This is a genomic window from Achromobacter sp. ESBL13 (assembly GCF_036668755.1).
Taxonomy (GTDB): Bacteria; Pseudomonadota; Gammaproteobacteria; order Burkholderiales; family Burkholderiaceae_B; genus Achromobacter.
In genome coordinates, this window is sequence record NZ_JAZEVT010000002.1 from 1,117,201 (window position 1) to 1,139,460 (window position 22,260).

Consider the following 22,260-nt stretch of genomic DNA (forward strand, 5'->3'; position numbering starts at 1 on the left):
GCGATTAGGGTTGGGACGCTTGATCGATGACTGCCTGGGCTTGTTCGGGCGTCCAGTCGGGCAGGCCCAACATCATCCGCGCACCCACCAGGGGATCGTTCAAGTCGGCGCAGCCTTCTTTCTGGCACGCCACGGATGCGCCGGGAGTCAACGCCAGCAGCGTCAGCGGCAAGCCTTTGTCGTCTTGGCGCGCGGGGTCCAGCGACAGTTCGCCGGGCGCCAGATACCAACCTTCCTTCATGGCCTTCTGGCCGGGCAGGCGGATTTCGTACGGCCAGTCAGCCATGGCGTCGTTACCGTCGTGGTCGTCTACGTGGATGACCATGCGCACGCCGGCCTTGCGGCCCGCCATCAGCGCGCGGTAGTCGCCGCCGGTCATCACGTCGTAACGCACGTCGCGCTGCATGCGGCCCAGGATTCCCTTGGGGTCGCTCTTTGCCTGCTCGACCAGGTTTTGATATTGGCGCAGGTTGTCGCGTTCCTTGTTGGCCAGGCGCATCTGTTCTTCGCGCTTTTTACGTGCCAGCAGTTCGTCACGCTTGAACAGGTAGTTCTGCGCGTATTGCAGGTTGTAGCGCCATTCGCCGCGCGGCTTGCCGGTGCGCCAGTCGGTCGGGCGGTCGGCGGTGATCATGTAGAGCAGGTGCTCGACTTTGTCGCCGATGGCGCCTTGTTCGAAATCGTCCGAGAACACGATGCGGATGTTGCCGGCATCAGGCAGGGCGGTGCGTTCCAGCACACGCAGTGCGCTGTCGACGGCGACTTTGATGTTGGCGGCATTGCGGAAGACATCGGCGCTTTCGGTCACGACGTCGACGCGGTTGGGGCGCCAGACGTCCAGGCCGTTGCCGTAGGACAAGCGGTCGCCGCGCAGCAGGTAGTGCGAGCGGGTGGCCGGGTCGCTGTCCAGGTGGAACCACAGCGTGCCGTCGGCGTCGGCATGGGTCAGGCGGGCGGCGGCGACAGGCGCGGTGAAGGGAAACCCGGACATCAGCCAGACGTCGCTGCTTTGCGCGATGCGCGCGCCGTCCGAGCGTTCCAGCCGCAGCCGGCCCTTGCCGGTGGCGTAGCCGTCGGGGCCGCAGGACAGGCCGTCGGTTTTCAGCGAGATGTATTGCGCGTTGTCGCCCAGGCGGAACGTCGAAACGACCTTGCAGCCGTTCTGGTCGGACAGCGTCTGGAGTAGCGGGTTACCCGCCAGCGCGGCGGCGGGCAACGGCGGCGTCCAGCCGTTGACGGCGAACGCGGTTTGTACGGGAGCGGCGGGGGCGGCCGGAGCAACAGCAGCGGGTGCAGGGGCGGCGGGTGCAGGGGCGGCGGGTGCTGCGGCAGCCGGTGCTGCGGCAGCCGGTGCTGCGGCAGCCGATGCTGCGGCAGCGGGTGCAACAGCGTTGGGGGCAGCAGCGGCCGGTGCAGCGGTGGCCGGTGCGACTGCGGCTGCGGGTTCGTCAGCGGGTGTGGTGGGGGTAGCGGCAGCCGGTGCTGCGGCGGGGGCGGCAACAGGTGCGACGTCGGCCTGCGCGACAGCCGGGCTTGGCGGCGTCGGCGCGGCGGGCACGGAGGCCACGGAGGCGGGGTCTGGTGTCGGCGTCGCGGGCTGGGCCTGCGCGGGGGCGGCTGGCGTGACGGGCGATTGCGCCGTCGGTGCGGCAGCGGATGCCGCCGTGGCGGCGGGCTGCGCGGCAGCCGACGCTTGCATGGCCCAGGCCGCGGCCTTTGTGCTGGTGCCGTCGGCGACGCGTGCGCCGGCGCTGGTGTAGCTGGCCCAACGCAGATCGACGGCTTGCGCGCATTGCTTGCCCAGCAAAACCCCGATCTTGGGAAGCAGGCGGCCCAGCGCGGCGGCGTCGGGCGCGGCGCCGTACACGGCGCGCAAGTCCAGATGGGCGCTGCACCACGGCGAGCCGGCGGCGTGATCGATGAATATCTCGATGTTTTCCGCTTTGGAATATGCCAGGCGATACGCCTCGGCGTGTGCTGGCAGGCTGCCAACGCTTGCGGCAATTGCCGCGGCCACGCAAACCTTCTTCATGCTTTCAGCCTCGCCCTGTACGCTTTGGTTTACAGTATAACATTGCGAATCATTTGACATTAAATGATACGTGGCTTAGGAATGTTCCTAACCACTATTTAATGCAATATTATCAAGGGGTTATGGCGTGACTTCAGCTTTCATCGGATGGTTTTCAGAAAAAGCGGCAGGCGGGTCCGATGTCAGTCGTGCATTTCGCGCAATAGTCACGATTTCCGCCGTGGTCGCAACGGCTGCGCTGGGCGGCTGCGTCAGCACGGGTTCGGGCAAGATGGGCCTGGATTTTGGCGAAGTCCTGGCCAAGGAACAACAGGTTTTCTCCGTTAACGGCGAACGCGCCGCGCTGCGCCGTTACTACAACGATTCGTACGACATCAAGTTTTATGGCCAGAAGAAGGTGATGGAACTTGAGGTCAAGGGCGCAGCCATGACGGTGGCGAACGTGTCCGAAGTGCCGGGCGCAACGCTGATCACGCTGGACGTTCCGGAGCTGGGCTGCAACCACGTCTATCACGTCTACCGCGTATCGGGCGCGCAGTCGTCAAAGTGGCAGAACAGCTATCGCAGCTGCGAAGGCCCGCTGGCGTTCAACGTGTCCAACGGCCAGTGGACGGCCCGCCAGACCGTGAAGCCGGCTGTCGGCAAGCCCTACATGCTGGTCTATCAGGACGGCAACCTGTACACCCGTCCGCTGGAAGTGGCCAAGCCCCGCGTGCCAGCCAAGCCGCGCCCGAAGGCGCCGCCCAAGGCCAAGCCCGCCGCGCCCACGGCGCCTGTCGCCGATGCGGTCAACCTGGATGAGGTCGCCGCACCGGCAGCCGCCGCGCCCGCCGCCGCCAACCTGGACGAGATCGACGCGCCGCCGCCCGGCAAGATCAACACCAGCGGCCTGAAGGCCGACACCGCCAGCGACGTCAAGATGAAGGACGAGAAGTAAGACGGTTGCCGGGGCCGCGATGCGGCCCTGGATACGGGGCGGGGGCCGCCGAGGGGCGCCCGCCGAGGGGCGCCCGGCAAGAGGCGCCGGGCAAGGCGGAGCCGCGCTAGAGAACCCCGCTAGCCGTGCCCGCCTAATGGCGTCCGGTTACGACAGCGCCGTTATGCGCGACTCCGGCCACGGTCTTGCGTTTGGTCCGAGGCGCGTCGCAGCGTTGGCGATACGCCTTGACCGCGTCGGAATCCGCCGGCTGGAAGTAGGGATGCGGGTACCGCGCCTCGCGCATGGCGTCGTGCAGGCGGGGGCCCCACACGCATTGCGCCTGCGCCTCGTCCCACAGGCGAACCGCCTGCTCGGGGCGGTCGTGTCGCCATAGCGCCAGGCCATAGTCGGCCACCAGCTCTTCATTGCGAGACAACTCCCGATACGCCACATGCAGCAGGCGCAGCCCTTCTTCGCTGTCGCCTTGCAGGCTCAGGATCCAGCCCAGGGTGCCTTGGTTGAACGCGTTCGGCCCCATCTCGCGGATCGATTGCCGCGCCTGGGCTTCGGCTTGGGGCAGGTAGTCCGGAAAGTCCGCCAGAAAATAAGCGATGTTGTTGGCCCAGTCCGTGTCGCTGGCCCGCCCCGCACGGCCGAGCCTGGATTGACGCTGTTGCAGCGTTTGCGCATCGGCCAGCGCCAGGTCGGGCATGCCCAGCAGCCGCTCTACGTCCAGCCGGTCGCTTAGCAAATCGGTGTCGACGGGTTTCAGGGATTGCGGAAACCGCCATTCGCGTGCCCGCATCAGCCAGTGGCGGGCATCGTCCTGCCGACCGACCATCAACAGCAGTTGCGCCAGGTCCAGCTGTTGTTGCGGGGTGGCGGCGCAGCGCATCCCGCTGATCAGCGCATTCGCGCCGTCGACGTCGCCCTGGCTGAATTTGCGGTTGACGGCGTCCAGCTCGTCAAAGCAGGCGCGGTTGTCGATAGCGGGCCCCTCGATGGACAGGGATATGGACACGGCCGGCTTGTCGTGGCTGAAGTAGGCGGTGGCGCCTTGGCGCGTGGTGTAGCCCAGGTCTACCCATTGTTCGCCCCAGCGCTGGCGCATGGTCAGGATGTAGGGCCACGCGGGCACGGGTTCTTTGGTGCTGCTGCTGGAATGCAACTGGAAGAAGTGGCCCCACGCGCCGTCGCCGACGCGGCGGATCAGCGTGAAGTCGTCCGGGGCGTGCGCCTTGGCGGTCCAGACCCAGGCGGTACGGCCCTGGTCGTCGGTGACGCCGTGCAGGATGCCGTCCTGGCTGGGCGTGTCTTCAATGGATTCCTGCTTGCCCGTCAGGAACAAACGATACGGCGTGTGCGGCGCGGCGCACTGTGGTGGTCGCTCGGCAGTGTCAGGGTCAGGGTCTGGCCATGGGTGCCCCGGCCGTACTGGGCCATGCCGGGCGGGGGCTCGGTGAGGGCGGCTGCGGCAGGCGCGGGGGGTGTGGCAGCTTCAGAATCGCCGGGTATCACGGCGGGCGCCATACGGGGCGCCATACGGGGCGGCATACGGGGCGGCATATCGCCTACCGTCGCGGGTTCGGCGTGAGCGCCCGCCAAGGCCAGCAGACCGGCGGCGGTCAGGATCAGCGAGGTCAGGCGGTGCAGGGTGAACAGGGGCATGGAGGTGGCGGGCACGATGGCGGCCCGCCCGTCATTGAGGCGGGCCAGATTGTGTCACGAACGCGCGGCCTGTTGCTCGTCGGTCCCTATCGCTGTCGACCGTTTTTCGATGGCCACCGATCGTCGCCGGACGGTTCCACCTGCGTCCTATCGCGCTTACGGCTTCTACCGCTGTAGTCGTGCGGTGATGAAGGCGTTGATTGCGCGGGTGGCCTCGTTGTCGGCACCGACGTCGGCGTTGACCTGCGCGTGGTTGCGGGCAACGCCGAACAGCGCGGCTTGGCCGCCATGTGCCGTCAACAGGTCGGCGTAGCGCTGCGCGCGTCGGCATGGGTCCGGTCGCAATGTGGAACACACGAATAACGCGGGCGGTTGCGGCCCGGTCAGTTGCGCGGCGGGCGACGCCTGCGCCCATTCGGCGGGGTCCGCGCCGAAGGCTTCGTCGTAAAACGGGGCGTGCGGGCGCGGCATGACGTCCAGCAGATCGAAGCCCGCCCCGTCCAGGATGATGCTGGCCCGCCACAAGGGGGCGCCCGTGCGCTGGCGCATCGCGGCGTCGGCGCCCAGCAAGGTCAACAGGTGGCCGCCTGATGAATGGCCCATGACGAACAGGTTGTCCGGGTCAACCTGCCAGCGGCCAGCCTGCTCGGCGATCCACGCGATGGCCCGCCCCAGGTCTTCGGCTTGCGCGGCCGGCCGGGCTTGCGGCATCAGCCGTGTGTTGACCGAGATCACGGCGTAGCCCCGGGGCAGCCAGTAGGCCAGCTTGTCCTGCACGACGTCGGGCGTGGCCTTGTCGCCGCCTTTCCATGAGCCGCCATGCACCACGACAAGCACCGGCGCGGGTCGGGCGCGCGGTGTCGATGCATCGGGCAGATAGACATCGGCAATCTGGGCGGGGTCGGGGCCGTAGCGCTGATCGGCCAGCACGGCTGCCGGAAACGTGGGGGCTGTGGCTATCGGCGCGGCGTACGAAACGGTCATGGCCGGCCCGGGCAGGGCGGTGGCCACCAACAAGGACAACAGCAAGCAGGGCGCGCGCATGGATGGGACGTGGCGAAGGCGGAACGCCGATCAATGTAGCGCAGTTGCAGAGGTCGCCGCCGACCGTCCCACCGCGAAGCCGACCCGACCGATCCGACCGACCGCCCCGACCGGCCCGATCCGACCGATCCGACCGATCCGACCCGGCCGACCCGCCCCAACCGACCCGCCCCGACCGGCCCGATCCGATCCGACCGATCCGACCGATCCGATCCGACCGATCCGACCGATCCGACCCGGCCGACCCGGCCGACCCGCCACCACCTGTGGCATGCTGCGCCCGTTCGCCGTTTTCCCACCAATCCGACCCCAGCCTTCATGCTCAAATTTCTACCCCGACTCTGCGATTTCCTGCTGTTGGCCGGCGCCGCCGCGCTCTTTGGCGCTTGCCTGACGTCGCTGTTGACCACGGGCGCCTACGGCTGGGCGGTGCCCGACGCGCCTTACCTCTACGGACCTCGCGATTTCTACGCCGACGCCGTGCTGGCGGGTCTGGCCGGGCTGCTGCTGTTGACGCTTGCCGAGCGCCTGGCCGGCGCCCGCATGACCGGGGCCGGCCGCGCGGTGGCGACGCTTGCGGCGACCTTTGCGGCGGCGCTGGTGGCGCTTTACCTGGCGCCGCCCGCGCCGATCGTGTTCGGCAACACCTGGGCGCCGGGCGAGGCCACGCGAGAACTGTTCCTGGCGGAATGGCCCCTGGTGCTGCCCATTGCCCTGTTGACGACGGCGGCGCGTTGGGCGCTGCGGCGCTTGTCGAACCACCGGGCGCGCTAGCCGGCAGCCAAGCCGGGCGGCACACGCGGCGCCCGCCCGCCGGTAACTTTCAGCCGGATTTCTGCTCGTATGCGCTAGGATTGTCGGCGCAATTCCCCGTCACGACTTCCGCCTCCTCTGGAGAAACCCCGCATGACCTCCCTAGACTCGTTCGCCATCACCAAGAAGTGGCCCGCCCAGCATCCCGACCGCATCCAGCTGTATTCGCTGCCCACGCCCAACGGCGTGAAGGTGTCGATCCTGCTGGAAGAGATCGGCCTGCCCTACGAGCCCCATCGGGTCGCCTTCGACAAGCAAGACCAGTTTTCTCCGGAATTCCTGTCCCTCAGCCCCAACAACAAGATCCCGGCCATCCTTGACCCCAACGGCCCGGGCGGCAAGCCGCTGGCGCTGTTCGAGTCGGGCGCCATCCTGATCTACCTGGCCAGCAAGACCGGCCAGTTCATCCCGACGGACACGGCCGAACGCTACGAGACGCTGCAATGGCTGATGTTCCAGATGGGCGGCATTGGCCCCATGTTCGGCCAACTGGGCTTCTTTCATAAATTCGCCGGCAAGGACTACGAAGACAAGCGCCCGCGCGACCGCTACGTGGCCGAGGCCAAGCGCCTTCTGGGCGTGCTGGACCAGCGCCTGGAAGGCCGCGACTGGGTCATGGGCGACGAATACACCATTGCCGACATCGCCATTTTTCCGTGGGTACGCAACTTGGTCGGATTCTACGAAGCGGGCGAGCTGGTCGGTTTCCCGCAGTTTGCAAACGTGGCCCGCGTGCTGGAAACGTTTGTCGCGCGCCCGGCCGTGGTGCGGGGCTTGACCATTCCGAGCTAGGCATGGAACTGCGCCAGCTGCGTTACTTCGTGCGCGTGGTCGAGGCAGGCAGCATCGGCCGCGCGGCGATGTCCATCGGCATGGTCACGTCGGCTCTCAGCCAGCAGATCAGCCGGTTAGAGGGCGAACTGTCGACGCGGCTGTTGCAGCGCAGCGCCAGCGGCGTGGTGCCAACCGACGCGGGGCTGGCGTTTTTTCGGCAAGCCCAGCTGGCCTTGCGCCACGCGGATGACGCCGTGCAGGCCGCGCAACAGGCGCGGCTGGCCGGCCACGTCAGCGTGGGCCTGTCGTCAACCACCGCCGCCATTCTGGGCGCGCCGTTTCTGCAAGCCATGAACGAGCGCTATCCCGACATCCGGCTGCATCTGGTCGAGGCGCTGTCGGGCCATCTGGCCGACATGCTTAACGGCCGGTTGCTGGACCTGGCCATCGTGTTCCAGGCCGAATCCGCGCGCCGTTGGAGCATCATGCCCCTGCTGGACGAGCCGCTGTTCCTGTGCGCCCGCCGTGACATGCCCGGCGTCCCGGGCGGCGACACGACGCGGCTGGCCGACATCTCGCACCTGCCCTTGGTGCTACCCAGCGGGCGGCATGGGCTGCGTGCGCTGGTCAACAACGCCTTTCTGCAACTGGGCCAGACGCCGCGCGTGGTGGCCGAGGTCGATGGCTTGTCGCTGTTGATGGACGTAGTGCAGCTGGGCAGCGCCGCCACCATCCAGCCCAGCTCCGCCACGGCGCGCATTGCGCCCGGGCAACTGCACATGGCCCGCATCGACGACGCGCATTTGTTCCGCCCCAATCTGCTGGTGAGCCTGTCCGACGATGAACTGTCGCCCGCCGCGCTTGCCGCACGGCTGGTGCTGGCCGATGTCTCGCGCACGCTGGCGCAACAGGGCAAATGGGCCGTCGTAGCTCTTCACGATTCGTGAAGACCTGTTGACGCCCGCCTGATATCGCGGACGCCGCCCCGTCAGTACAGTCAGCCCATTCAATTGGGGACGATGGCATGGTGGACGTCTTGGTGGTGGGAGGGGGCAATGCGGCGCTGTGCGCGGCCCTGATGGCGCGCGAGGCCGGGGCCAGCGTGTTGCTGCTGGAAGCCGCGCCGCGCGAATGGCGTGGCGGCAATTCGCAGCACACGCGGAATTTGCGCTGCATGCACGATGCGCCGCAAGACGTGTTGATCGACGCCTATCCCGAAGAGGAATACTGGCAAGACCTGCTGAAAGTCACGGGCGGGCAGACCAACGAACATCTGGCGCGCCTGGTCATCCGCGAATCGTCCACGTGCCGCGACTGGATGCGCCGCCATGGCGTGAACTTTCAGCCGCCGCTGTCGGGCGCGCTGCATGTGGCGCGCACCAACGCCTTTTTCATGGGCGGCGGCAAAGCGCTGATGAACGCGTATTACCGCAGCGCCGAAGCGCTGGGCGTGCAGATCCGCTACAACGCGCCGGTCGATGCGCTGGAGTTGGAAGACGGCCGTTTCAAGGCTGCCCGCATCGGAGACGAACGCATCGAGGCGCGCGCCTGTGTGCTGGCGGCGGGCGGCTTCGAGTCCAACCGCGAATGGCTGCGCGAGGCCTGGGGCCAGAACGAACGCGGCGAATGGCCGGCCGACAATTTCCTGATCCGTGGCACGCGCTTCAACATGGGCGTGCTGCTGAAATTCATGCTGGACGCCGGTGCGGACGGCATCGGCGACCCCTCGCAATCGCACTGCGTGGCAATCGACGCGCGCGCGCCGCTGTACGACGGCGGCATCTGCACGCGCATCGATTGCGTGTCGCTGGGCGTGGTGGTCAACCGCGACGCCGTGCGCTTCTACGACGAAGGCGAAGACTTCTGGCCCAAGCGCTATGCCATCTGGGGCCGGCTGACCGCCATGCAGCCCGGGCAGATCGCCTATTCCATCATCGACGCCAAGGCCATCGGCCGTTTCATGCCGCCCGTGTTTCCTGGCGTGAAGGCGGACACGCTGCCCGAACTGGCGGAGAAGCTGGGGCTGGACCCCGCAACCTTTGAACAGACCTTGCGCGACTACAACGCCGCGTGCCGCGTCGGCACCTTTGACCACACCGCGCTGGACGACTGCCACACAGAAGGCATTGCACCCGCCAAGACGCATTGGGCGCGTCCCATCGACACCGCGCCGTTCTACGGCTACGCGTTGCGCCCCGGCATCACCTTTACCTATCTGGGCTTGAAGGTGGACGACACCGCCGCCGTGCGCTTTAACGACGTGCCCAGCGACAACCTGTTCGTGGCCGGCGAAATGATGGCCGGCAACGTGCTGGGCAAGGGCTATACGGCCGGCGTGGGCATGTCCATCGGCACGGCGTTTGGCCGCATTGCCGGCACCCGGGCCGCCGCCGCCGCGCGCGCCCAGACCCTTGCAAAGAGCACGACATGAAGCAGCTTGAAGCCCTGGCCCGCGAGGCCCAGTCGTTTTCCACCCCGCATGCATCGACGCCCGGCGGCCCCGCCGTGGCCGAGCAACCCGCGATGCCCGCCGCCATGGTCGAACACCCCGTCCAGTGGCGCGGCAAGAACGCCAAGCCGCAGGCGGACGCGTTGACCGAAGACGAAACCGAAGTGGCGCGCGTCATGCAGATCTGCAACGCCTGCCGCTATTGCGAAGGCTTTTGCGCGGTGTTCCCGGCCATGACGCGCCGCCTGGAATTTGGCAAGGCCGACCTGAACTACCTGGCCAACCTGTGCCACAACTGCGGCGCCTGTCTGCACGCGTGCCAGTACGCGCCGCCGCATGAATTCGCGGTGAACGTGCCGCAGGCGATGGCCAAGGTGCGGGTGCAGACCTACACCGACTACGCCTGGCCGGCCGCGCTGGGCTCGCTATACAAGCGCAACGGCCTGGCCTTGTCGCTGGCCACTGCCGCCGGCTTGGCGCTGTTCCTGGTGCTGGCGGTGTTGATGGCGGGCGGCTTGTTCCATGAACCCATGGCCGGCAATTTCTACGCCGTGTTCCCGCACAACACGCTGGCGCTGATGTTCGGCGTGGTGTTCGGTTTTTCGATGCTGGCCTTGGGCGTGGGCGTCACGCGCTTCTGGCGCAACGTCAGCCCGGGGGCGGCATCCGGCGCGGCGGTGGCCGAGGCTGCGCACGATGCGCTGCGCCTGCGCTATCTGGACGGCGGCCACGGCAAGGGCTGCAACAACGCCGACGATGCGTTCACGCTGTGGCGGCGGCGTTTTCATCACTTCACTTTCTACGGCTTCATGCTGTGCTTTGCGGCCACCTGCGTGGCCACGCTGTACCACTATCTGCTGAACCAGCAGGCGCCGTATCCGTTGCTGAGCGCGCCGGTGTTGCTGGGCACGGCCGGGGGCATCGGCTTGCTGATCGGGCCGGCGGGTTTGCTGTGGCTGAACATCAAGCGCCATCCGCTACAGGGCGACGCGGCACAAAAGCCGATGGATCGCGGCTTCATCGTGCTGCTGTTCCTGACCAGCGCCACGGGGCTGGCCTTGCTGGCCGGGCGCGATGGCGGAGCGATGGCGCTGTTGTTGGCCATACACCTGGGCGTGGTGATGGCGCTGTTCCTGACGCTGCCCTACGGCAAGTTCGCGCACGGTATCTACCGCTCGGCCGCGCTGCTGAAATGGTCTATCGAAAAGCGCCAGCCGAACAAGCTGCAACTGGGTGCCGATTGATCTGACCCGACCCCACCCGCGCCACGCGGGCATGACGGCGCCCCGCCGAGGGCGCCGCATCCGATTACAAACGAGGAGACTTCAATGATCCAACCCCGACTGCTGGCGCGCGTTGCGCTGGCCGCCTGTTTGCTGCCGGCGTTGCCGGTGGCGCACGCGCAATCCTTTCCGACCAAGCCCATCACGCTGGTGGTGCCGCATTCCGCCGGAGGCACGTCGGACATCCTGGCGCGCACGGTCGCGGCGGAGGCGGCCAAGACGCTGGGCCAGACCATCGTCATCGACAACAAGGGCGGCGCCAACGGCACCATCGCGGCCAAGCAGGTGGCCTCGTCCGCGCCGGATGGCTACACGCTGCTGTTGGCGACGGCCAGCACGCATGGCATCAACCCGTCGTTGTACTCGCGCATTTCGTATGACGCGGTGAAGGACTTCACGCCCGTCACGCTGTTGGCCACGGTGCCCAACGTGCTGGTCATCGGCCCCAACGTCAAGGCCGCCAACGTGCGGGAACTGATCACGTACATACGCGCGCAGGGCGACAAGACCAACATGGGGTCGGCGGGCGCCGGCACGCCCGGCCATCTGGCCGGAGAGATGTTCAAAAGCGCGGCCAAGCTGCAATTCACGCACGTACCGTACAAGGGCGGCAGCCCAGCCATCACGGATCTGATTGGCGGTCAGATCGACTTCATGTTCACCACCATTCCCGGTGTGTTGCCGCACGTGAAAGCGGGCACGCTGCGCGCGCTGGCGGTGACCTCGCCCGCGCGTTCGCCGGCCATGCCGGACGTGCCGACGATGGCTGAATCCGGCCTGCCCGGCTTCCAGGCGGTGTCGTGGCACGGCGTGGTTGCGCCGGCCGGCACGCCGCCCGACGTGGTCAACAAGCTGAACGCGGCGTTAAGCGGTGCGCTGGCCGCGCCGGCGGTCAAGCAACGCCTGATGGAAGAAGGCGCCGCCGCGTCCACCCTGAACACCGCCGCGTTCGGCACGTTCATCCAGAGCGAGATCGCGGCCTGGGCAAAAGCGGTGAAGGATTCAGGCGCGACGGCGAACTGACGCACCGGGGGCGGATACGGGCCGTCGGGCCGCCGATAGCGCCCGCGATTCACAGCCTGGCCTTCCCGGCGCGGGCCGCACGCCGGGGCTTGCGGGTTGCGGCCAGCATGCTAGGATCGCCGCCATGTTGACGACCCTGTTGCTTGCCCTGCTGGCTGCCGCGCCCGCCGCCCCTGCCGCCGACCCGGCTTCGTCCTATCCCTTGCAATGCCTGTACGCCGCCAAGCAGGAAGGCGGCACGCTGGAATCCGACGACCATTGCGCGCGCGTTGACGGCGACACGCTGTCCTTCGCTGCCCAGGCGCTGGCTCGCATGGATTTCAATGCGGACGGCTTGTCGCCTGCATACACGCACGGGTCATGGCGATGGGTACGGCCCGACGGCAAGTCCGTGGCCGTGGTCACGTACGACAATTTCGCCGACGACTTTGAAGACGGGCTGACGCGCGGGCCGTGGTCGGGCGGCATGGCGTTTTACGACGCCCAACTCAATCGCGTCATCACGACGCCTTACGATTGGGTCGACCGCTTTGACGGCGGGCTGGCCGTGGTATGCGAAGGCTGCCGCAAGGTCCTTACCGCCGGGGGCGAGCACTACTACATGGCGGGCGGCCAATGGGGCGCTATCGACCGCCAAGGCCGGGTGGTGATGCCTTTGCGTCACGAAGCAGCCAGCCTGATGCAGGACGTCGAAGCCGCGCGCGCGGGCGCCGACACGCGGCGCTGAGCGCCTGCCGGTAGTTCTCAACCGGCACGCCGCATTACCCGCCAGCCATCAGCTTGCCCAGCGTCACCATGCCTTGTTCCATGTCGACGCTCCAGGGGTGGCCGTGGTTAAGGCGCATGAAATTTCCGAACGCGCCCGATGACGAAAACAACGGCCCCGGCGCAATGCTGATGCCGTGATCCAATGCCGCCCGATGCACCTTCAGCGTGTCGATATGCTCGGGCAGCTCTACCCACACGAAGTAGCCGCCGGCCGGGCGCGTGGCGCGCGTGCCTTTGGGAAAGTAGCGCGCCACGGCCTGTAGTAGTTCGCCCTGCTGCAAGGCCAGCGCCTGCCGGAACTGCCGCAGGTGGCGGTCGTAGCCGCCTTTTTCCAGATAGGCCGCGATGGCGGCCTGGGTGGGCGCGGCGGTGGCCAGGCTGGTGGTCAGCTTGTTGCGCATGATCTGCCGGGTATGGCGTCCGCCGGCCACCCAGCCCACGCGATAACCCGGCGCCAGCGTCTTCGAAAACGACGAGCAATGCATCACGATGCCTTCCTTGTCGAACGCCTTGGCCGGGCGCGGCCGGTGTTCGCCAAAGTACAGTTCGCCGCAGACGTCGTCTTCAATCAGCGCCACGCCGTGGCGCGTCAGCAGCTTGACCAGCGCTTCCTTCTTGCTGTCGGGCATCAGGCTGCCCAGCGGATTCTGAAACGTGGTCATCAGCCAGCAGGCACGCGGACGGTGCTGCACGATGGCATGTTCCAGTGCTTGCAGGTCGATGCCTTCGCGCGGATGCGTGGCCACTTCAATGGCGTGCAGATGGTTGCGTTCCAGCGATTGCAGCGCGGCGTAGAAGGTGGGGGATTCGACGATGACCGCATCTCCTGGCTGGGTCACCGCCGCCAGGCTGAGGTTCAGCGCGTCCAGCGCGCCGTTGGTGATGATGATGTCGTCCACCGGCACCGTCAGGCCATCGGCCAGATAGCGCAACGCAATGGCGCGGCGCAGCGCCGCGTCGCCCGGGCTGAGGTCGTCAATGGAACCCCAGGGGTCCAGCCGCTGCGCTGCCGACGCCATGAACTTGCCCAGCCGCGCGTAGGGCAGCAGCGAGGGGCTGGGAAAGGCGGAGCCAAATGGCACCATGTCGCGGCGCAAGGTGGCGTTAAGCACCTTCAGCACATTGTCGCTGACGTCCACCGGGTGGCGTCCGGCGGTGGCGCTGGACAGGGCGTCGGGCTCCGGTAGCCCGGCGTGCGGGGCGCGCAGCACGTAGTAGCCGGACCGATCGCGCGCGCGGATCAGGCCGCGCGCTTCCAGCAGGTAATAGGCCTTGAACACCGTTGAGGGGCTGACGCCCCGGCTGGTGCTGGTCTGCCGCACCGACGGCAGCCGGTCGCCCACTTGCAGCAAGCCGGAACGGATGGAGGCGGTGATGTCTTCGGTCAGACGTTCATAGCGCTTCATGGCGGTGTCGTTTTAAAGGGGGAAGGGGGGCGGGGTGGGTGGCGCGGTGGTGATGGGGCGCGGTCATGTCGACATGCCGATGGCGCGCATCAGAAGCCGTAGCGCGTAGGCCGCCACGCCCAAGGTGGCGACGCTGGCGGCCCACAGCAGCGCCAGCCACAGCAGACGGCGGGGCCAAGCAGATGTTGTCCAGATACGCATCAATGGAACTCCTCGCCGGTGCGGACCTTGCCGCGGAATACGTAGTACGACCAGGCCGTGTAGGCCAGGATAATCGGAATGATCAGCAGCGCGCCGACCAGTGCGAAACCCTGGCTTTGCGGCGGCGCGGAAGCCGTCCAGATGGAGACGTCAGGCGGAATGATGGCGGGCCAGATGCTGATGCCCAGACCGGTATAGGCCAGGAACACCAGCGCCAGCGACAGCATGAACGGCCCGGCGGCGGGCATGGCGCGCACGCGTCGGATCAGCTCGAAGCCGGCGGCGGCCACCAGCACCGGCACCGGGAAAAACCAGAACATATTGGGCAGGCTGAACCAGCGCTGCGCGATCCGCGGCTGCGCCAGCGGCGTCCACACGCTAAGCACCGCGATCACGGCCAGCAGGGTCAGCGTCAGCGGCCGTGCGATATCGCACATGTGGCGGTGCAGCCGGCCTTCGGTTTTCATGATCAGCCAGGTGCAGCCCAGCAAGGCATAACCCACCACCAGCCCTACGCCTGTGAACAGCGAGAACGGGCTGATCCAGTCCCACGCGCCGCCGTGATAGGCGCGCCCCACCACCGTAATACCTTCAATGTAGGCGCCCAGCGTCACGCCCTGGAAGAACGTGGCGGTGACCGAGCCGAAGACAAAGGCCAGGTCCCAATAAGGCCGATGATGTTCGTCGGCCTTGAAGCGGAATTCAAATGCCACGCCGCGAAACACCAGCCCCAGCAGCATGAACACCAGCGGCAGGTGTAGCGCGCTGAGAATCACCGAGTACGCCAACGGAAACGCCGCCATCAGCCCCGCGCCGCCCAGCACCAGCCAGGTCTCGTTGCCGTCCCACACGGGAGCCACGGTGTTGACCATGACGTCGCGTTCGTCGCGGTTGCGGATCAGCGGAAACAGGATGCCGATGCCCAGGTCAAAGCCGTCCATCACCACGTACATCATCACGCCGAACAGGATGATGACGGCCCATATCAATGCAAGGTCGATGCCCATGGCGTCAGACTCCGGAAGGGTTGTGCGGCGCGGGTTCCACCCCCGCCAGCGTGGACGCGGCGGACAGCGGGCGGGACGGCTGGCGCGGTTCGCCCGGGCCGCCAGACAGCGGCGCGTGGCCGGGGGCGGGGCTGGGCCCCATGCGGATCAAGCGCAGCATGTACGACACGCCGGCGCCGAACACCAGCAGGTAGACCGCCACGAACAAGGCCAGTGTCAACGTCAGTTCGCCGACGCCATGTGGCGTGGCCGCGTCGGCCGTGCGCATCACGCCGTAGACGATCCAGGGTTGGCGGCCAATCTCGGTCACGTACCAGCCGGCCAGCATCGCGACAATGCCGGACGGCCCCATCCACAACGCAAAGCGTTGCAGCGCGCGCGACTCGTACAGACGCCCGCGCCAGCGGGTCCATAGCGCCCAGCCGGCCAACAGAATCATCAGCATGCCCAGCCCGGCCATGATGCGAAACGACCAGAACACCACGGTGGCGTTGGGGCGGTCTTCGGGCGGATACGACTTCAGCCCGGGGAACTGGCCGTCCCAGCTATGCGTCAGGATCAGGCTGCCCAGGCGCGGCACGTTCAGCGCAAAGCGCGTTTCTTCGCGCTCCATGTCGGGAATGCCGAACAGCGTCAGCGGCACGCCCGCGCCCGGTTCGTTTTCCCAATGGCCTTCAATGGCGGCGATCTTCGCGGGTTGGTGCTTCAGGGTATTCAGGCCATGGAAGTCGCCCACCACCGCTTGCAGCGGCGCCACCAGCAGCAGCATGCCCATGGCCATGGCGAACATCTTCTTCACGGCGGGGCTGCGATCGCCGCGCAGCAAGTGCCACGCGCCCGAGGCGCCCACCATCAACGCGGTCGCCAGGAAGGCGGCGATGCCCATGTGCGCCAGGCGATACGGAAACGACGGATTGAAGATCACGGCCAGCCAGTCGGTGGGCACGACGCGCCCGTCCAGAATCTGGTAGCCGGCGGGCGTCTGCATCCAGCTGTTTGACGCCAGGATCCACGTGGCCGACACCAGCGTGCCCAGCGCCACCATGATGGTCGAGAAAAAGTGCAGGCCCGGCCCCACGCGTGTCCAGCCGAACAGCATCACGCCCAGGAAGCCGGCTTCCAGGAAAAAGGCGGTCAGCACTTCGTACGCCAACAGCGGCCCCGTTACGCTGCCCGCGAAGTCCGAGAAAAAACTCCAGTTGGTGCCGAACTGGTACGCCATCACCAGGCCCGACACCACGCCCATGCCGAAGTTGACGGCAAAGATCTTGGTCCAGAAGTGATACAGGTCGCGGTAGACGGTTTTGCCCGTGCGCAGCCAGAAGCCTTCCAGCACGGCCAGGTAACTGGCCAGGCCGATCGTGATGGCGGGAAAAACGATGTGGAATGAAATGGTGAACCCGAACTGTATTCGGGCAAGCAATAGCGCGTCGCCATGCATAGCGGTCTTCCTGATAAACGGGTGTCCTACCTGACGAACGGTAGATCCGCAGCAAGATGCAGTACAGATTCAGAAACCGAATAAAAAAGCGGATCAGTTTGAATGCGGCGGCGGATAAACCCAGGCAAGGCAAGCGTTTGGGGCCTGCGCCAGGGCATCGCGCGGACGGCGTGCATGGCCCCGATAAGCGGCTCAGGCCGGTCGCCGGGGAATCCATCGGGCCGGATGGGCGGCGGGCGGGGCAGGCGCGGCGCGTCGGGTCCGGCCGTGCCGACCCATTCGAGTTCATTCGGCTACGATGGGAGCCCGCCGTTGGATCCCCTTTCATCGACGTTCGCCGCAGGCCGCTGTTGGTTGCGCCGCCCGCGCGCCCGAGATACCCGAGAGTCATGAGCATCCCCCACACGAAGGGCACGTCCGCAAAAGCCCAGGCCTTGCCACATCGGATCCGCGATCAGCTGCGCTACGAAATCCTGACGGGCTCCTTGCCCGCGGGCACGCCGCTCAAGCAGGACGCTTTGGCCACGCGATTCCAGGCCAGCCGGATTCCGGTGCGCGAAGCACTGCGCCAGCTCGAAACCGAGGGTTTGGTGGCGTATCGCCTGAACCGGGGCGCGGTTGTCATCCACATGGACGTGGACCAGATCTGCGAACTGCTGGACATCCGCATCGCGCTGGAAGGCTATGCCGTGCGCGCGGCCGTGCCGAACATGGCGCGCGCCGACCTGGACGCGTTGGAAGCCATTTTGAAGGCTTACGACGAGGCTGATTCGGTGTCGGAATGGGCCGAGCTGAACCGCCGTTTCCACCTGGCGCTTTGCGCGCCGGCAAACAACACGCGACTGCGTCGGCTGATCGAGGAGTACGGGCTGAACACCGATCGGTACACGCACGAGACGATGTCGCAGGCAAGGGGCAAGGAAGGTCTTCTGACGGACCTCGCCCGCATCCTGGAAGCTTGCCGCCAGCAAGACGGCGTCTTGGCCGCGCGTCTGGTGGAGACGCACATTATCGAGACCAAGAAAAACCTGGTCGCCATGTACCGCATGCGGGAGGACGATTAAAAAGGCCCGCCGGGCTGCGCCGGGCGGGCCGGTGGTGCCGCAATCAGATCAGCACATATGCTGGCCACCGTTGATGGCGACGTTGGCGCCGGTCATGAAGCCCGCGTGCGGGCCGCACAGAAACGCCACCAGCGCCGCCACTTCCTCGGGTTGGCCCAAGCGGCCGACCGGTATCTGCGGCAGGATCTTTTCCTTCAACACGTCTTCGGGCACGGCCTGCACCATGCGGGTGTCCAGATAGCCCGGCGATACGGTGTTGACGGTGACGCCCTTGCCGGCCAGCTCCAGCGCCAGCGCCTTGGTGAAGCCGTGGATGCCCGCCTTGGACGCCGCGTAGTTCGTCTGGCCAAACGCGCCCTTGCTGCCGTTAACCGAAGAAATGTTGACGATGCGGCCCCACCCACGGTCTGCCATGCCGCCGCATAGCGGCTGCGTCATGTGGAACATGGAATCCAGGTTGCTGTGCATGACCTCGTTCCAGTATTCCAGGCTCATCTTGCGCAAACGGGCATCGCGCGTGATGCCCGCATTGTTGATCAGGATGTCGATCTGGCGCCCGTCGTGGTCCAGCCGTCGCATCAGCGTCTGGCACGATGCGTAGTCGCCTACGTCCACCTGGTACAGCGCAAAGCGGCGTCCGCGCGAGGCTTCTTGTTCGGCCCAGGCGTGGGCGGCGCCCTCGTTCGAGTGGTAGGTGGCGATGACGTCGTGGCCGGCATCGTGCAGCGCCAGGGCGATGGCCTGGCCCAGGCCGCCCGAGCCGCCGGTGACAAGCGCGGTGCGTTTAGCCGTCATGGCGGCCCCCTGGTTGGTTGGCATCGCGCATGGCGGCGCATGCGGCGGACATCTGCTCCGACATGGCGGACCAGATCTGCGTCATGGGAAAAGGCGCCGGCGCGATGCCACCGCCGGTGGCAAGCTTGAACCAGCCGCTCATTGCTTCACCAAGGCCGGCGGTCAGCGCGGCGTGCTCTTGCAGCGCGGCGTGAGTGATGGCCTGGCTGGCTTCCAGCTGGGATTGCCATTGCTTGCGGGTGATCTCGCCCAACGCCGGCGCAAGGGATTGCCAATCGCCGCCTTGTTGCAGCGGGGCGAGCGTGGACAGTGTGTTAGCGGTGTGTTGATCAGCCAGGTTGCGGCCCAGTTCGATCCAGCGCTGCTGGCTCTCCTGGGCAAGTTGAGTCAATCGCTGGTAGTAGGCGGCATTGGCGCCAGCAATTCCCTGGGGCATGGGGGCAGTAGGTTTCTTCATCATCCGTCCTTGTCAAAGTGGAAAGGGGTAACGAATCAGTCCTGTAAGCCGTCGGGGCAAGTGGCGGCAGCGCCATGGGATGGCGTGGGTCAACAATAGCCCAGCGCGGACCGGCAGCACCAGCCCGCGTGCGCCGTGTATTTGTGCCTGCGAAGTAACTTGACGTTACCCCGGGCTTGGTGTGTCATGCGTCGAAGCGGCACTGGCGCTGCACCGACTATTCAGCGAGGCAGTTGTGACCACATCAGGAATAACGGTTCGCGTGCCGTCCTGGCGGTACCTGCCGGTGGCGCTTGCCCTGGTGCTTCCCGCGCTACTGTGCCTGGCGGGTACCTGGATCCACGCCAAAAAGCAGCAGCGCACCGAGGCCGAAGCCGCCGCGCACATCGTCCGCGTACAGATCGAGAACATGCTTGCGCAAGCCTGGCCGGTGCTGGACCAGGTGGCCGACCTGACGCCGCGGCCCTGTGCCCAGGTGCTGCCGCAACTGCGCCGCTGGGGCACGCTGAATCCGTATTTCCGCGCCTTGGTGCTGGCCAACGATCGCCACATCTATTGTTCGTCGGTCGTCGGCGAGGTGGATTTCGAGTTGGGCGATTTCCGCAAATGGCCCATCGACGGCACGCCCGATCGGTGGTTGTTTTCGGTGGCGGGTACGCCGCTGGCGCCGGATCGCCCAGCAATTTTGCTGGGCAAGCCCGGCGCGCCGGGTTTTAGCGGCGCGGTCGCGCTTGACGGCCGCTACGTGTTGGACCTGCTGAATGCCGTCGGCACCTTGGGCGATTACCGTATCGAACTGATCGTGGGCAAGGGCGCGCCCATACACAGCGATTCCTGGAATGAAGACGACGCCGGCATCCAGCCCGTGTATGACGAGATCACGCGCAACAACGGGCGGGTCGCGCTGGCGATCAACGTCAGGGCGCCCACGGCAAGCCTGATGCAGGCCTGGAAGCAGTTGTTGCTGAGTTACCTGCCGGCCACCTTGCTGATCGGCGCGGGCCTGGCGTTTGCGGCGTATCGCCTCCAGCTGAACCGCCTGTCGTTCAAAGAGCAGTTGCGCCGCGCCATGCTGGCCAATGAGTTCCAGGTGCATTACCAACCGGTGTATGGGCAGCTGACCGGGCAGTGCGAAGGCGTGGAAGCGTTGATGCGGTGGAACCGGCCCGGCGTGGGTTTCGTGCGGCCGGACATCTTCATTGCAGCCGCCGAAGCCGAGGGCATGATCATCCCGTTGACCCAGCACCTGCTGAGGCTGATTGAACGCGATTTGCAAACGTGGCGCACGCCGCCGGACTTTCACATCGGCGTGAACATCGCGCCCGAGCACCTGTCCAGCAACCTGCTGGTGCCTGACATGCAGGCGTTCCTGGCTAATGTGGCCGCGCGGCGGCCGCTGCTGGTGCTGGAAATCACCGAACGCAGCTTGATTCAGGACAGCGGCCAGGCGCGCCGCAACATCGATGCGTTGCGGGCGGCGGGCGTGCGCGTGGCGATCGACGATTTCGGCACGGGACATTGCTCGCTGTCGTACCTGCAGAAGTTTCCGGTGGACTACCTGAAGATCGACAAGGGCTTTGTGCAATCGATTCTGCCGACCGGTGAAGAGGCGCCCGTGCTGGACGTGATCATCACCTTGTCGCATCGGCTGAATCTGGCGGTGGTAGCCGAGGGCGTTGAAACGCAGGTGCAGTTCGACTATCTGACGGCGCGCGGCGTGGCGTTCATCCAGGGCTATCTGTTTGCGCGGCCGATGCCGTCCGCTGAATTCATCCCCTGGTACGCAAAGCACTCGCCGCCGGGGGCGGCGCCGCCATCGTCCGGTGGCGTGGCGGCCGGCGTGTTGGCGCAGGAGGAGCCGCCGGGCGCGACGGCGGCGTAACGATCAGGACGCTTTGGCCCGCGGCTCTGCCTTGGCGAAGAACAGGTCGGTGATGGCCTGACCGTCCATGGGTTCACCGTTGATGGCGCGCGCCAGCAATTCGGCACCCAGCAGTTGCACCGAGAACACCAGGTCCGGCTGCACGCGCCGGATCTTTTCCAGGTGCTTGCTGGTGTTGACCAGCGCCACCGTCTTGGCGCCGCCCTGCGCCGTGGCTTCTTTGGCGGCCAGCACGATGAATGCATTTTCGGCGTCGTCGTCGCGCAGCGCCAGCACATAGCGCGCACGGGCGACGCCCGCGTTGTGCAGCACGTCCACGCTTGACGGGTCGCCTTCGATCAAATCGGTGGCAGCGGGGTATTCATGCGGCGTGCCCGCCGGCACGATCACCGTGACTTCGTCGCCGCGCCGGCGCAATCCGGCGTAGACGCTTAGCGCCAAGGGCGTTGCGCCCGCGATGATGATGTGGTTTTTTCTCATGGCGGTGGAAAACCTGCCTTTGACCAGCCGTTTCAAGTTGCCGCCGATCACCGGGCCGGCGATGGCGCTGATGGACGTGGCAAACACGGTAATGCCCAGGATGATAATCGACGCGGTGAACAGCCTGGCGGTGGTGCTGTGCGGCGTGATGTCGCCATAGCCCACCGTCGACATCGACACGATGGAAAAGTAGAACGCGGTGCCCGCGTCCTTGACGGGCGGGTTGAATTCTTCGCCCAGGTATAGCGTGCCGAAGACGGCGTAGATCAACAGGGACATCACGCTGACCAGCGCGAACAGCGAACCCGCCGTCACGCTCGCGCGGTCAAAGCGGCGCCAATACACCACCAGCGCGATCACCAGCACCATCGTGTAGATGCCCAGCCCCGCGCGGCCGCTGTCGCCAAGAATCGCAAAGGTGCCGATGCCGATCAGCAGCACCAGCGAGAAAGCCCAGGCGATGCGCGCCTTCAGGATCAGGCCGATGGCAATGACTTGCAGGCCCACGCCCAGCACCAGGCGGGGGATTTCCAGCAGGCCCACCACCCGCATCACTTCATGCCAATTGTCCAGCGCCAGCCAGAACGAATATTCGCGCGCGCGCACTTCGCGCAGCACGGGGTGCATGAAGGCATAGCCGTCCAGCGCAACCAGGATGGCCAGGCACCAGTTGGGGGGAAACACCGCCAGCACTTTCTTGTGCAGGCGCATCAGCGACACAGAGGTTGGCGGCATTGGAGCTGTCCTTTAGTCC

20 protein-coding genes are annotated in these 22,260 nt (G+C 66.4%); 10 read left to right on the forward strand and 10 right to left on the reverse strand.

All coding sequences use genetic code 11. From position 1 onward, the window contains the following. Positions 1 to 4: 4 nt before the first annotated feature. The gene (locus tag V6F88_RS13925; RefSeq protein WP_332610153.1) at positions 5 to 2,032 is read right to left on the reverse strand and encodes a hypothetical protein; all 2,028 of its coding nucleotides are present in this window, start codon (positions 2,030 to 2,032) and stop codon (positions 5 to 7) included. Between the two features lie 220 nt (positions 2,033 to 2,252). Between V6F88_RS13925 and V6F88_RS13930 the strand changes: the two genes are divergently transcribed. Continuing rightward, positions 2,253 to 2,969 carry a hypothetical protein gene (locus V6F88_RS13930; protein WP_332610154.1) on the forward strand — a complete coding sequence of 239 codons (717 nt, stop codon included), beginning with the start codon at positions 2,253 to 2,255 and terminating at the stop codon, positions 2,967 to 2,969. Positions 2,970 to 3,102: 133 nt separating this feature from the next. On the opposite strand, the gene V6F88_RS13935 is transcribed toward V6F88_RS13930, so the two are convergent. After that, the gene (locus V6F88_RS13935; RefSeq protein ID WP_332610155.1) at positions 3,103 to 4,299 is read right to left on the reverse strand and encodes a tetratricopeptide repeat protein; all 1,197 of its coding nucleotides are present in this window, start codon (positions 4,297 to 4,299) and stop codon (positions 3,103 to 3,105) included. A 485-nt stretch (positions 4,300 to 4,784) separates the two neighbouring features. Next, positions 4,785 to 5,663 (reverse strand): alpha/beta hydrolase, encoded by an 879-nt coding sequence (locus tag V6F88_RS13940; protein WP_332610156.1) that lies wholly within the window; start codon positions 5,661 to 5,663, stop codon positions 4,785 to 4,787. Positions 5,664 to 5,981: 318 nt separating this feature from the next. Here V6F88_RS13940 and V6F88_RS13945 point away from each other — a divergent pair, with 318 nt between their 5' ends. The 7 genes from V6F88_RS13945 to V6F88_RS13975 all read left to right on the forward strand — a co-directional run bounded on the left by V6F88_RS13945 (position 5,982) and on the right by V6F88_RS13975 (position 12,732). Continuing rightward, the gene (locus tag V6F88_RS13945; RefSeq protein ID WP_332610158.1) at positions 5,982 to 6,437 is read left to right on the forward strand and encodes a hypothetical protein; all 456 of its coding nucleotides are present in this window, start codon (positions 5,982 to 5,984) and stop codon (positions 6,435 to 6,437) included. 132 nt (positions 6,438 to 6,569) lie between these two features. Then, positions 6,570 to 7,268, forward strand: a complete 699-nt coding sequence (locus V6F88_RS13950) for a glutathione binding-like protein (protein ID WP_104141892.1) — start codon at positions 6,570 to 6,572, stop codon at positions 7,266 to 7,268. A 2-nt stretch (positions 7,269 to 7,270) separates the two neighbouring features. Beyond that, positions 7,271 to 8,197: a LysR family transcriptional regulator gene (locus V6F88_RS13955; RefSeq protein WP_332610161.1), complete on the forward strand. Its 927-nt coding sequence runs from the start codon at positions 7,271 to 7,273 to the stop codon at positions 8,195 to 8,197. Between the two features lie 77 nt (positions 8,198 to 8,274). Next, entirely contained in the window at positions 8,275 to 9,681 is a 1,407-nt protein-coding gene (tcuA, locus tag V6F88_RS13960; RefSeq protein WP_332610162.1) for an FAD-dependent tricarballylate dehydrogenase TcuA, read from the forward strand. Then, positions 9,678 to 10,943, forward strand: coding sequence for a tricarballylate utilization 4Fe-4S protein TcuB (tcuB, locus tag V6F88_RS13965; RefSeq protein ID WP_332610163.1), 1,266 nt, complete (start codon positions 9,678 to 9,680; stop codon positions 10,941 to 10,943). The genes tcuA and tcuB overlap by 4 nt, the downstream gene beginning before the upstream one ends. 84 nt (positions 10,944 to 11,027) lie before the next feature. After that, positions 11,028 to 12,005, forward strand: a complete 978-nt coding sequence (locus V6F88_RS13970) for a Bug family tripartite tricarboxylate transporter substrate binding protein (protein ID WP_332610165.1) — start codon at positions 11,028 to 11,030, stop codon at positions 12,003 to 12,005. Positions 12,006 to 12,129: 124 nt separating this feature from the next. Next, positions 12,130 to 12,732 carry a WG repeat-containing protein gene (locus V6F88_RS13975; RefSeq protein ID WP_332610166.1) on the forward strand — a complete coding sequence of 201 codons (603 nt, stop codon included), beginning with the start codon at positions 12,130 to 12,132 and terminating at the stop codon, positions 12,730 to 12,732. Between the two features lie 34 nt (positions 12,733 to 12,766). Here the strand turns inward: V6F88_RS13975 and V6F88_RS13980 are convergent, their stop codons facing one another. The 4 genes from V6F88_RS13980 to V6F88_RS13995 all read right to left on the reverse strand — a co-directional run bounded on the left by V6F88_RS13980 (position 12,767) and on the right by V6F88_RS13995 (position 16,828). Then, positions 12,767 to 14,179 (reverse strand): aminotransferase-like domain-containing protein, encoded by a 1,413-nt coding sequence (locus V6F88_RS13980; RefSeq protein ID WP_332610167.1) that lies wholly within the window; start codon positions 14,177 to 14,179, stop codon positions 12,767 to 12,769. A gap of 63 nt (positions 14,180 to 14,242) precedes the next feature. After that, the gene (locus V6F88_RS13985; protein ID WP_332610168.1) at positions 14,243 to 14,380 is read right to left on the reverse strand and encodes a DUF2474 family protein; all 138 of its coding nucleotides are present in this window, start codon (positions 14,378 to 14,380) and stop codon (positions 14,243 to 14,245) included. Next, positions 14,380 to 15,387, reverse strand: coding sequence for a cytochrome d ubiquinol oxidase subunit II (gene cydB, locus V6F88_RS13990; protein WP_332610170.1), 1,008 nt, complete (start codon positions 15,385 to 15,387; stop codon positions 14,380 to 14,382). The genes V6F88_RS13985 and cydB overlap by 1 nt, the downstream gene beginning before the upstream one ends. 4 nt (positions 15,388 to 15,391) lie before the next feature. After that, entirely contained in the window at positions 15,392 to 16,828 is a 1,437-nt protein-coding gene (locus tag V6F88_RS13995; RefSeq protein WP_332610172.1) for a cytochrome ubiquinol oxidase subunit I, read from the reverse strand. Positions 16,829 to 17,217: 389 nt separating this feature from the next. Here V6F88_RS13995 and V6F88_RS14000 point away from each other — a divergent pair, with 389 nt between their 5' ends. Then, a complete protein-coding gene (locus V6F88_RS14000; protein WP_332610173.1) occupies positions 17,218 to 17,892 on the forward strand; it encodes a GntR family transcriptional regulator in 675 nt (224 codons plus the stop codon). 48 nt (positions 17,893 to 17,940) lie between these two features. Here the strand turns inward: V6F88_RS14000 and phbB are convergent, their stop codons facing one another. Together phbB and V6F88_RS14010 are read right to left on the reverse strand one after the other, a co-directional pair. Further along, positions 17,941 to 18,687, reverse strand: a complete 747-nt coding sequence (gene phbB / locus V6F88_RS14005) for an acetoacetyl-CoA reductase (protein WP_332610174.1) — start codon at positions 18,685 to 18,687, stop codon at positions 17,941 to 17,943. Then, a complete protein-coding gene (locus V6F88_RS14010; RefSeq protein ID WP_332610176.1) occupies positions 18,677 to 19,144 on the reverse strand; it encodes a hypothetical protein in 468 nt (155 codons plus the stop codon). Before V6F88_RS14010 ends, phbB begins: the two co-directional genes overlap by 11 nt. A gap of 262 nt (positions 19,145 to 19,406) precedes the next feature. Between V6F88_RS14010 and V6F88_RS14015 the strand changes: the two genes are divergently transcribed. Further along, complete coding sequence (locus V6F88_RS14015) at positions 19,407 to 21,026, forward strand: EAL domain-containing protein (protein ID WP_332610177.1); 1,620 nt, start codon at positions 19,407 to 19,409, stop codon at positions 21,024 to 21,026. Between the two features lie 3 nt (positions 21,027 to 21,029). Here V6F88_RS14015 and kch read toward each other — a convergent pair whose 3' ends face one another. Continuing rightward, complete coding sequence (gene kch / locus V6F88_RS14020) at positions 21,030 to 22,241, reverse strand: voltage-gated potassium channel protein (protein WP_332610178.1); 1,212 nt, start codon at positions 22,239 to 22,241, stop codon at positions 21,030 to 21,032. Positions 22,242 to 22,260 lie beyond the last annotated feature (19 nt).

Excerpts from the sequence above, each read along its gene's own strand:
- V6F88_RS13925 (WP_332610153.1), bottom strand. The coding sequence starts at position 2,032 with ATGAAGAAGGTTTGCGTGGCCGCGGCAATTGCCGCAAGCGTTGGCAGC.
- V6F88_RS13940 (WP_332610156.1), bottom strand. The coding sequence starts at position 5,663 with ATGCGCGCGCCCTGCTTGCTGTTGTCCTTGTTGGTGGCCACCGCCCTG.
- V6F88_RS13945 (WP_332610158.1), top strand. The coding sequence starts at position 5,982 with ATGCTCAAATTTCTACCCCGACTCTGCGATTTCCTGCTGTTGGCCGGC.
- V6F88_RS13950 (WP_104141892.1), top strand. The coding sequence starts at position 6,570 with ATGACCTCCCTAGACTCGTTCGCCATCACCAAGAAGTGGCCCGCCCAG.
- V6F88_RS13955 (WP_332610161.1), top strand. The coding sequence starts at position 7,271 with ATGGAACTGCGCCAGCTGCGTTACTTCGTGCGCGTGGTCGAGGCAGGC.
- tcuA (WP_332610162.1), top strand. The coding sequence starts at position 8,275 with ATGGTGGACGTCTTGGTGGTGGGAGGGGGCAATGCGGCGCTGTGCGCG.
- tcuB (WP_332610163.1), top strand. The coding sequence starts at position 9,678 with ATGAAGCAGCTTGAAGCCCTGGCCCGCGAGGCCCAGTCGTTTTCCACC.
- V6F88_RS13970 (WP_332610165.1), top strand. The coding sequence starts at position 11,028 with ATGATCCAACCCCGACTGCTGGCGCGCGTTGCGCTGGCCGCCTGTTTG.
- V6F88_RS13975 (WP_332610166.1), top strand. The coding sequence starts at position 12,130 with ATGTTGACGACCCTGTTGCTTGCCCTGCTGGCTGCCGCGCCCGCCGCC.
- V6F88_RS13980 (WP_332610167.1), bottom strand. The coding sequence starts at position 14,179 with ATGAAGCGCTATGAACGTCTGACCGAAGACATCACCGCCTCCATCCGT.
- V6F88_RS13985 (WP_332610168.1), bottom strand. The coding sequence starts at position 14,380 with ATGCGTATCTGGACAACATCTGCTTGGCCCCGCCGTCTGCTGTGGCTG.
- cydB (WP_332610170.1), bottom strand. The coding sequence starts at position 15,387 with ATGGGCATCGACCTTGCATTGATATGGGCCGTCATCATCCTGTTCGGC.
- V6F88_RS13995 (WP_332610172.1), bottom strand. The coding sequence starts at position 16,828 with ATGCATGGCGACGCGCTATTGCTTGCCCGAATACAGTTCGGGTTCACC.
- V6F88_RS14000 (WP_332610173.1), top strand. The coding sequence starts at position 17,218 with ATGAGCATCCCCCACACGAAGGGCACGTCCGCAAAAGCCCAGGCCTTG.
- phbB (WP_332610174.1), bottom strand. The coding sequence starts at position 18,687 with ATGACGGCTAAACGCACCGCGCTTGTCACCGGCGGCTCGGGCGGCCTG.
- V6F88_RS14010 (WP_332610176.1), bottom strand. The coding sequence starts at position 19,144 with ATGAAGAAACCTACTGCCCCCATGCCCCAGGGAATTGCTGGCGCCAAT.
- kch (WP_332610178.1), bottom strand. The coding sequence starts at position 22,241 with ATGCCGCCAACCTCTGTGTCGCTGATGCGCCTGCACAAGAAAGTGCTG.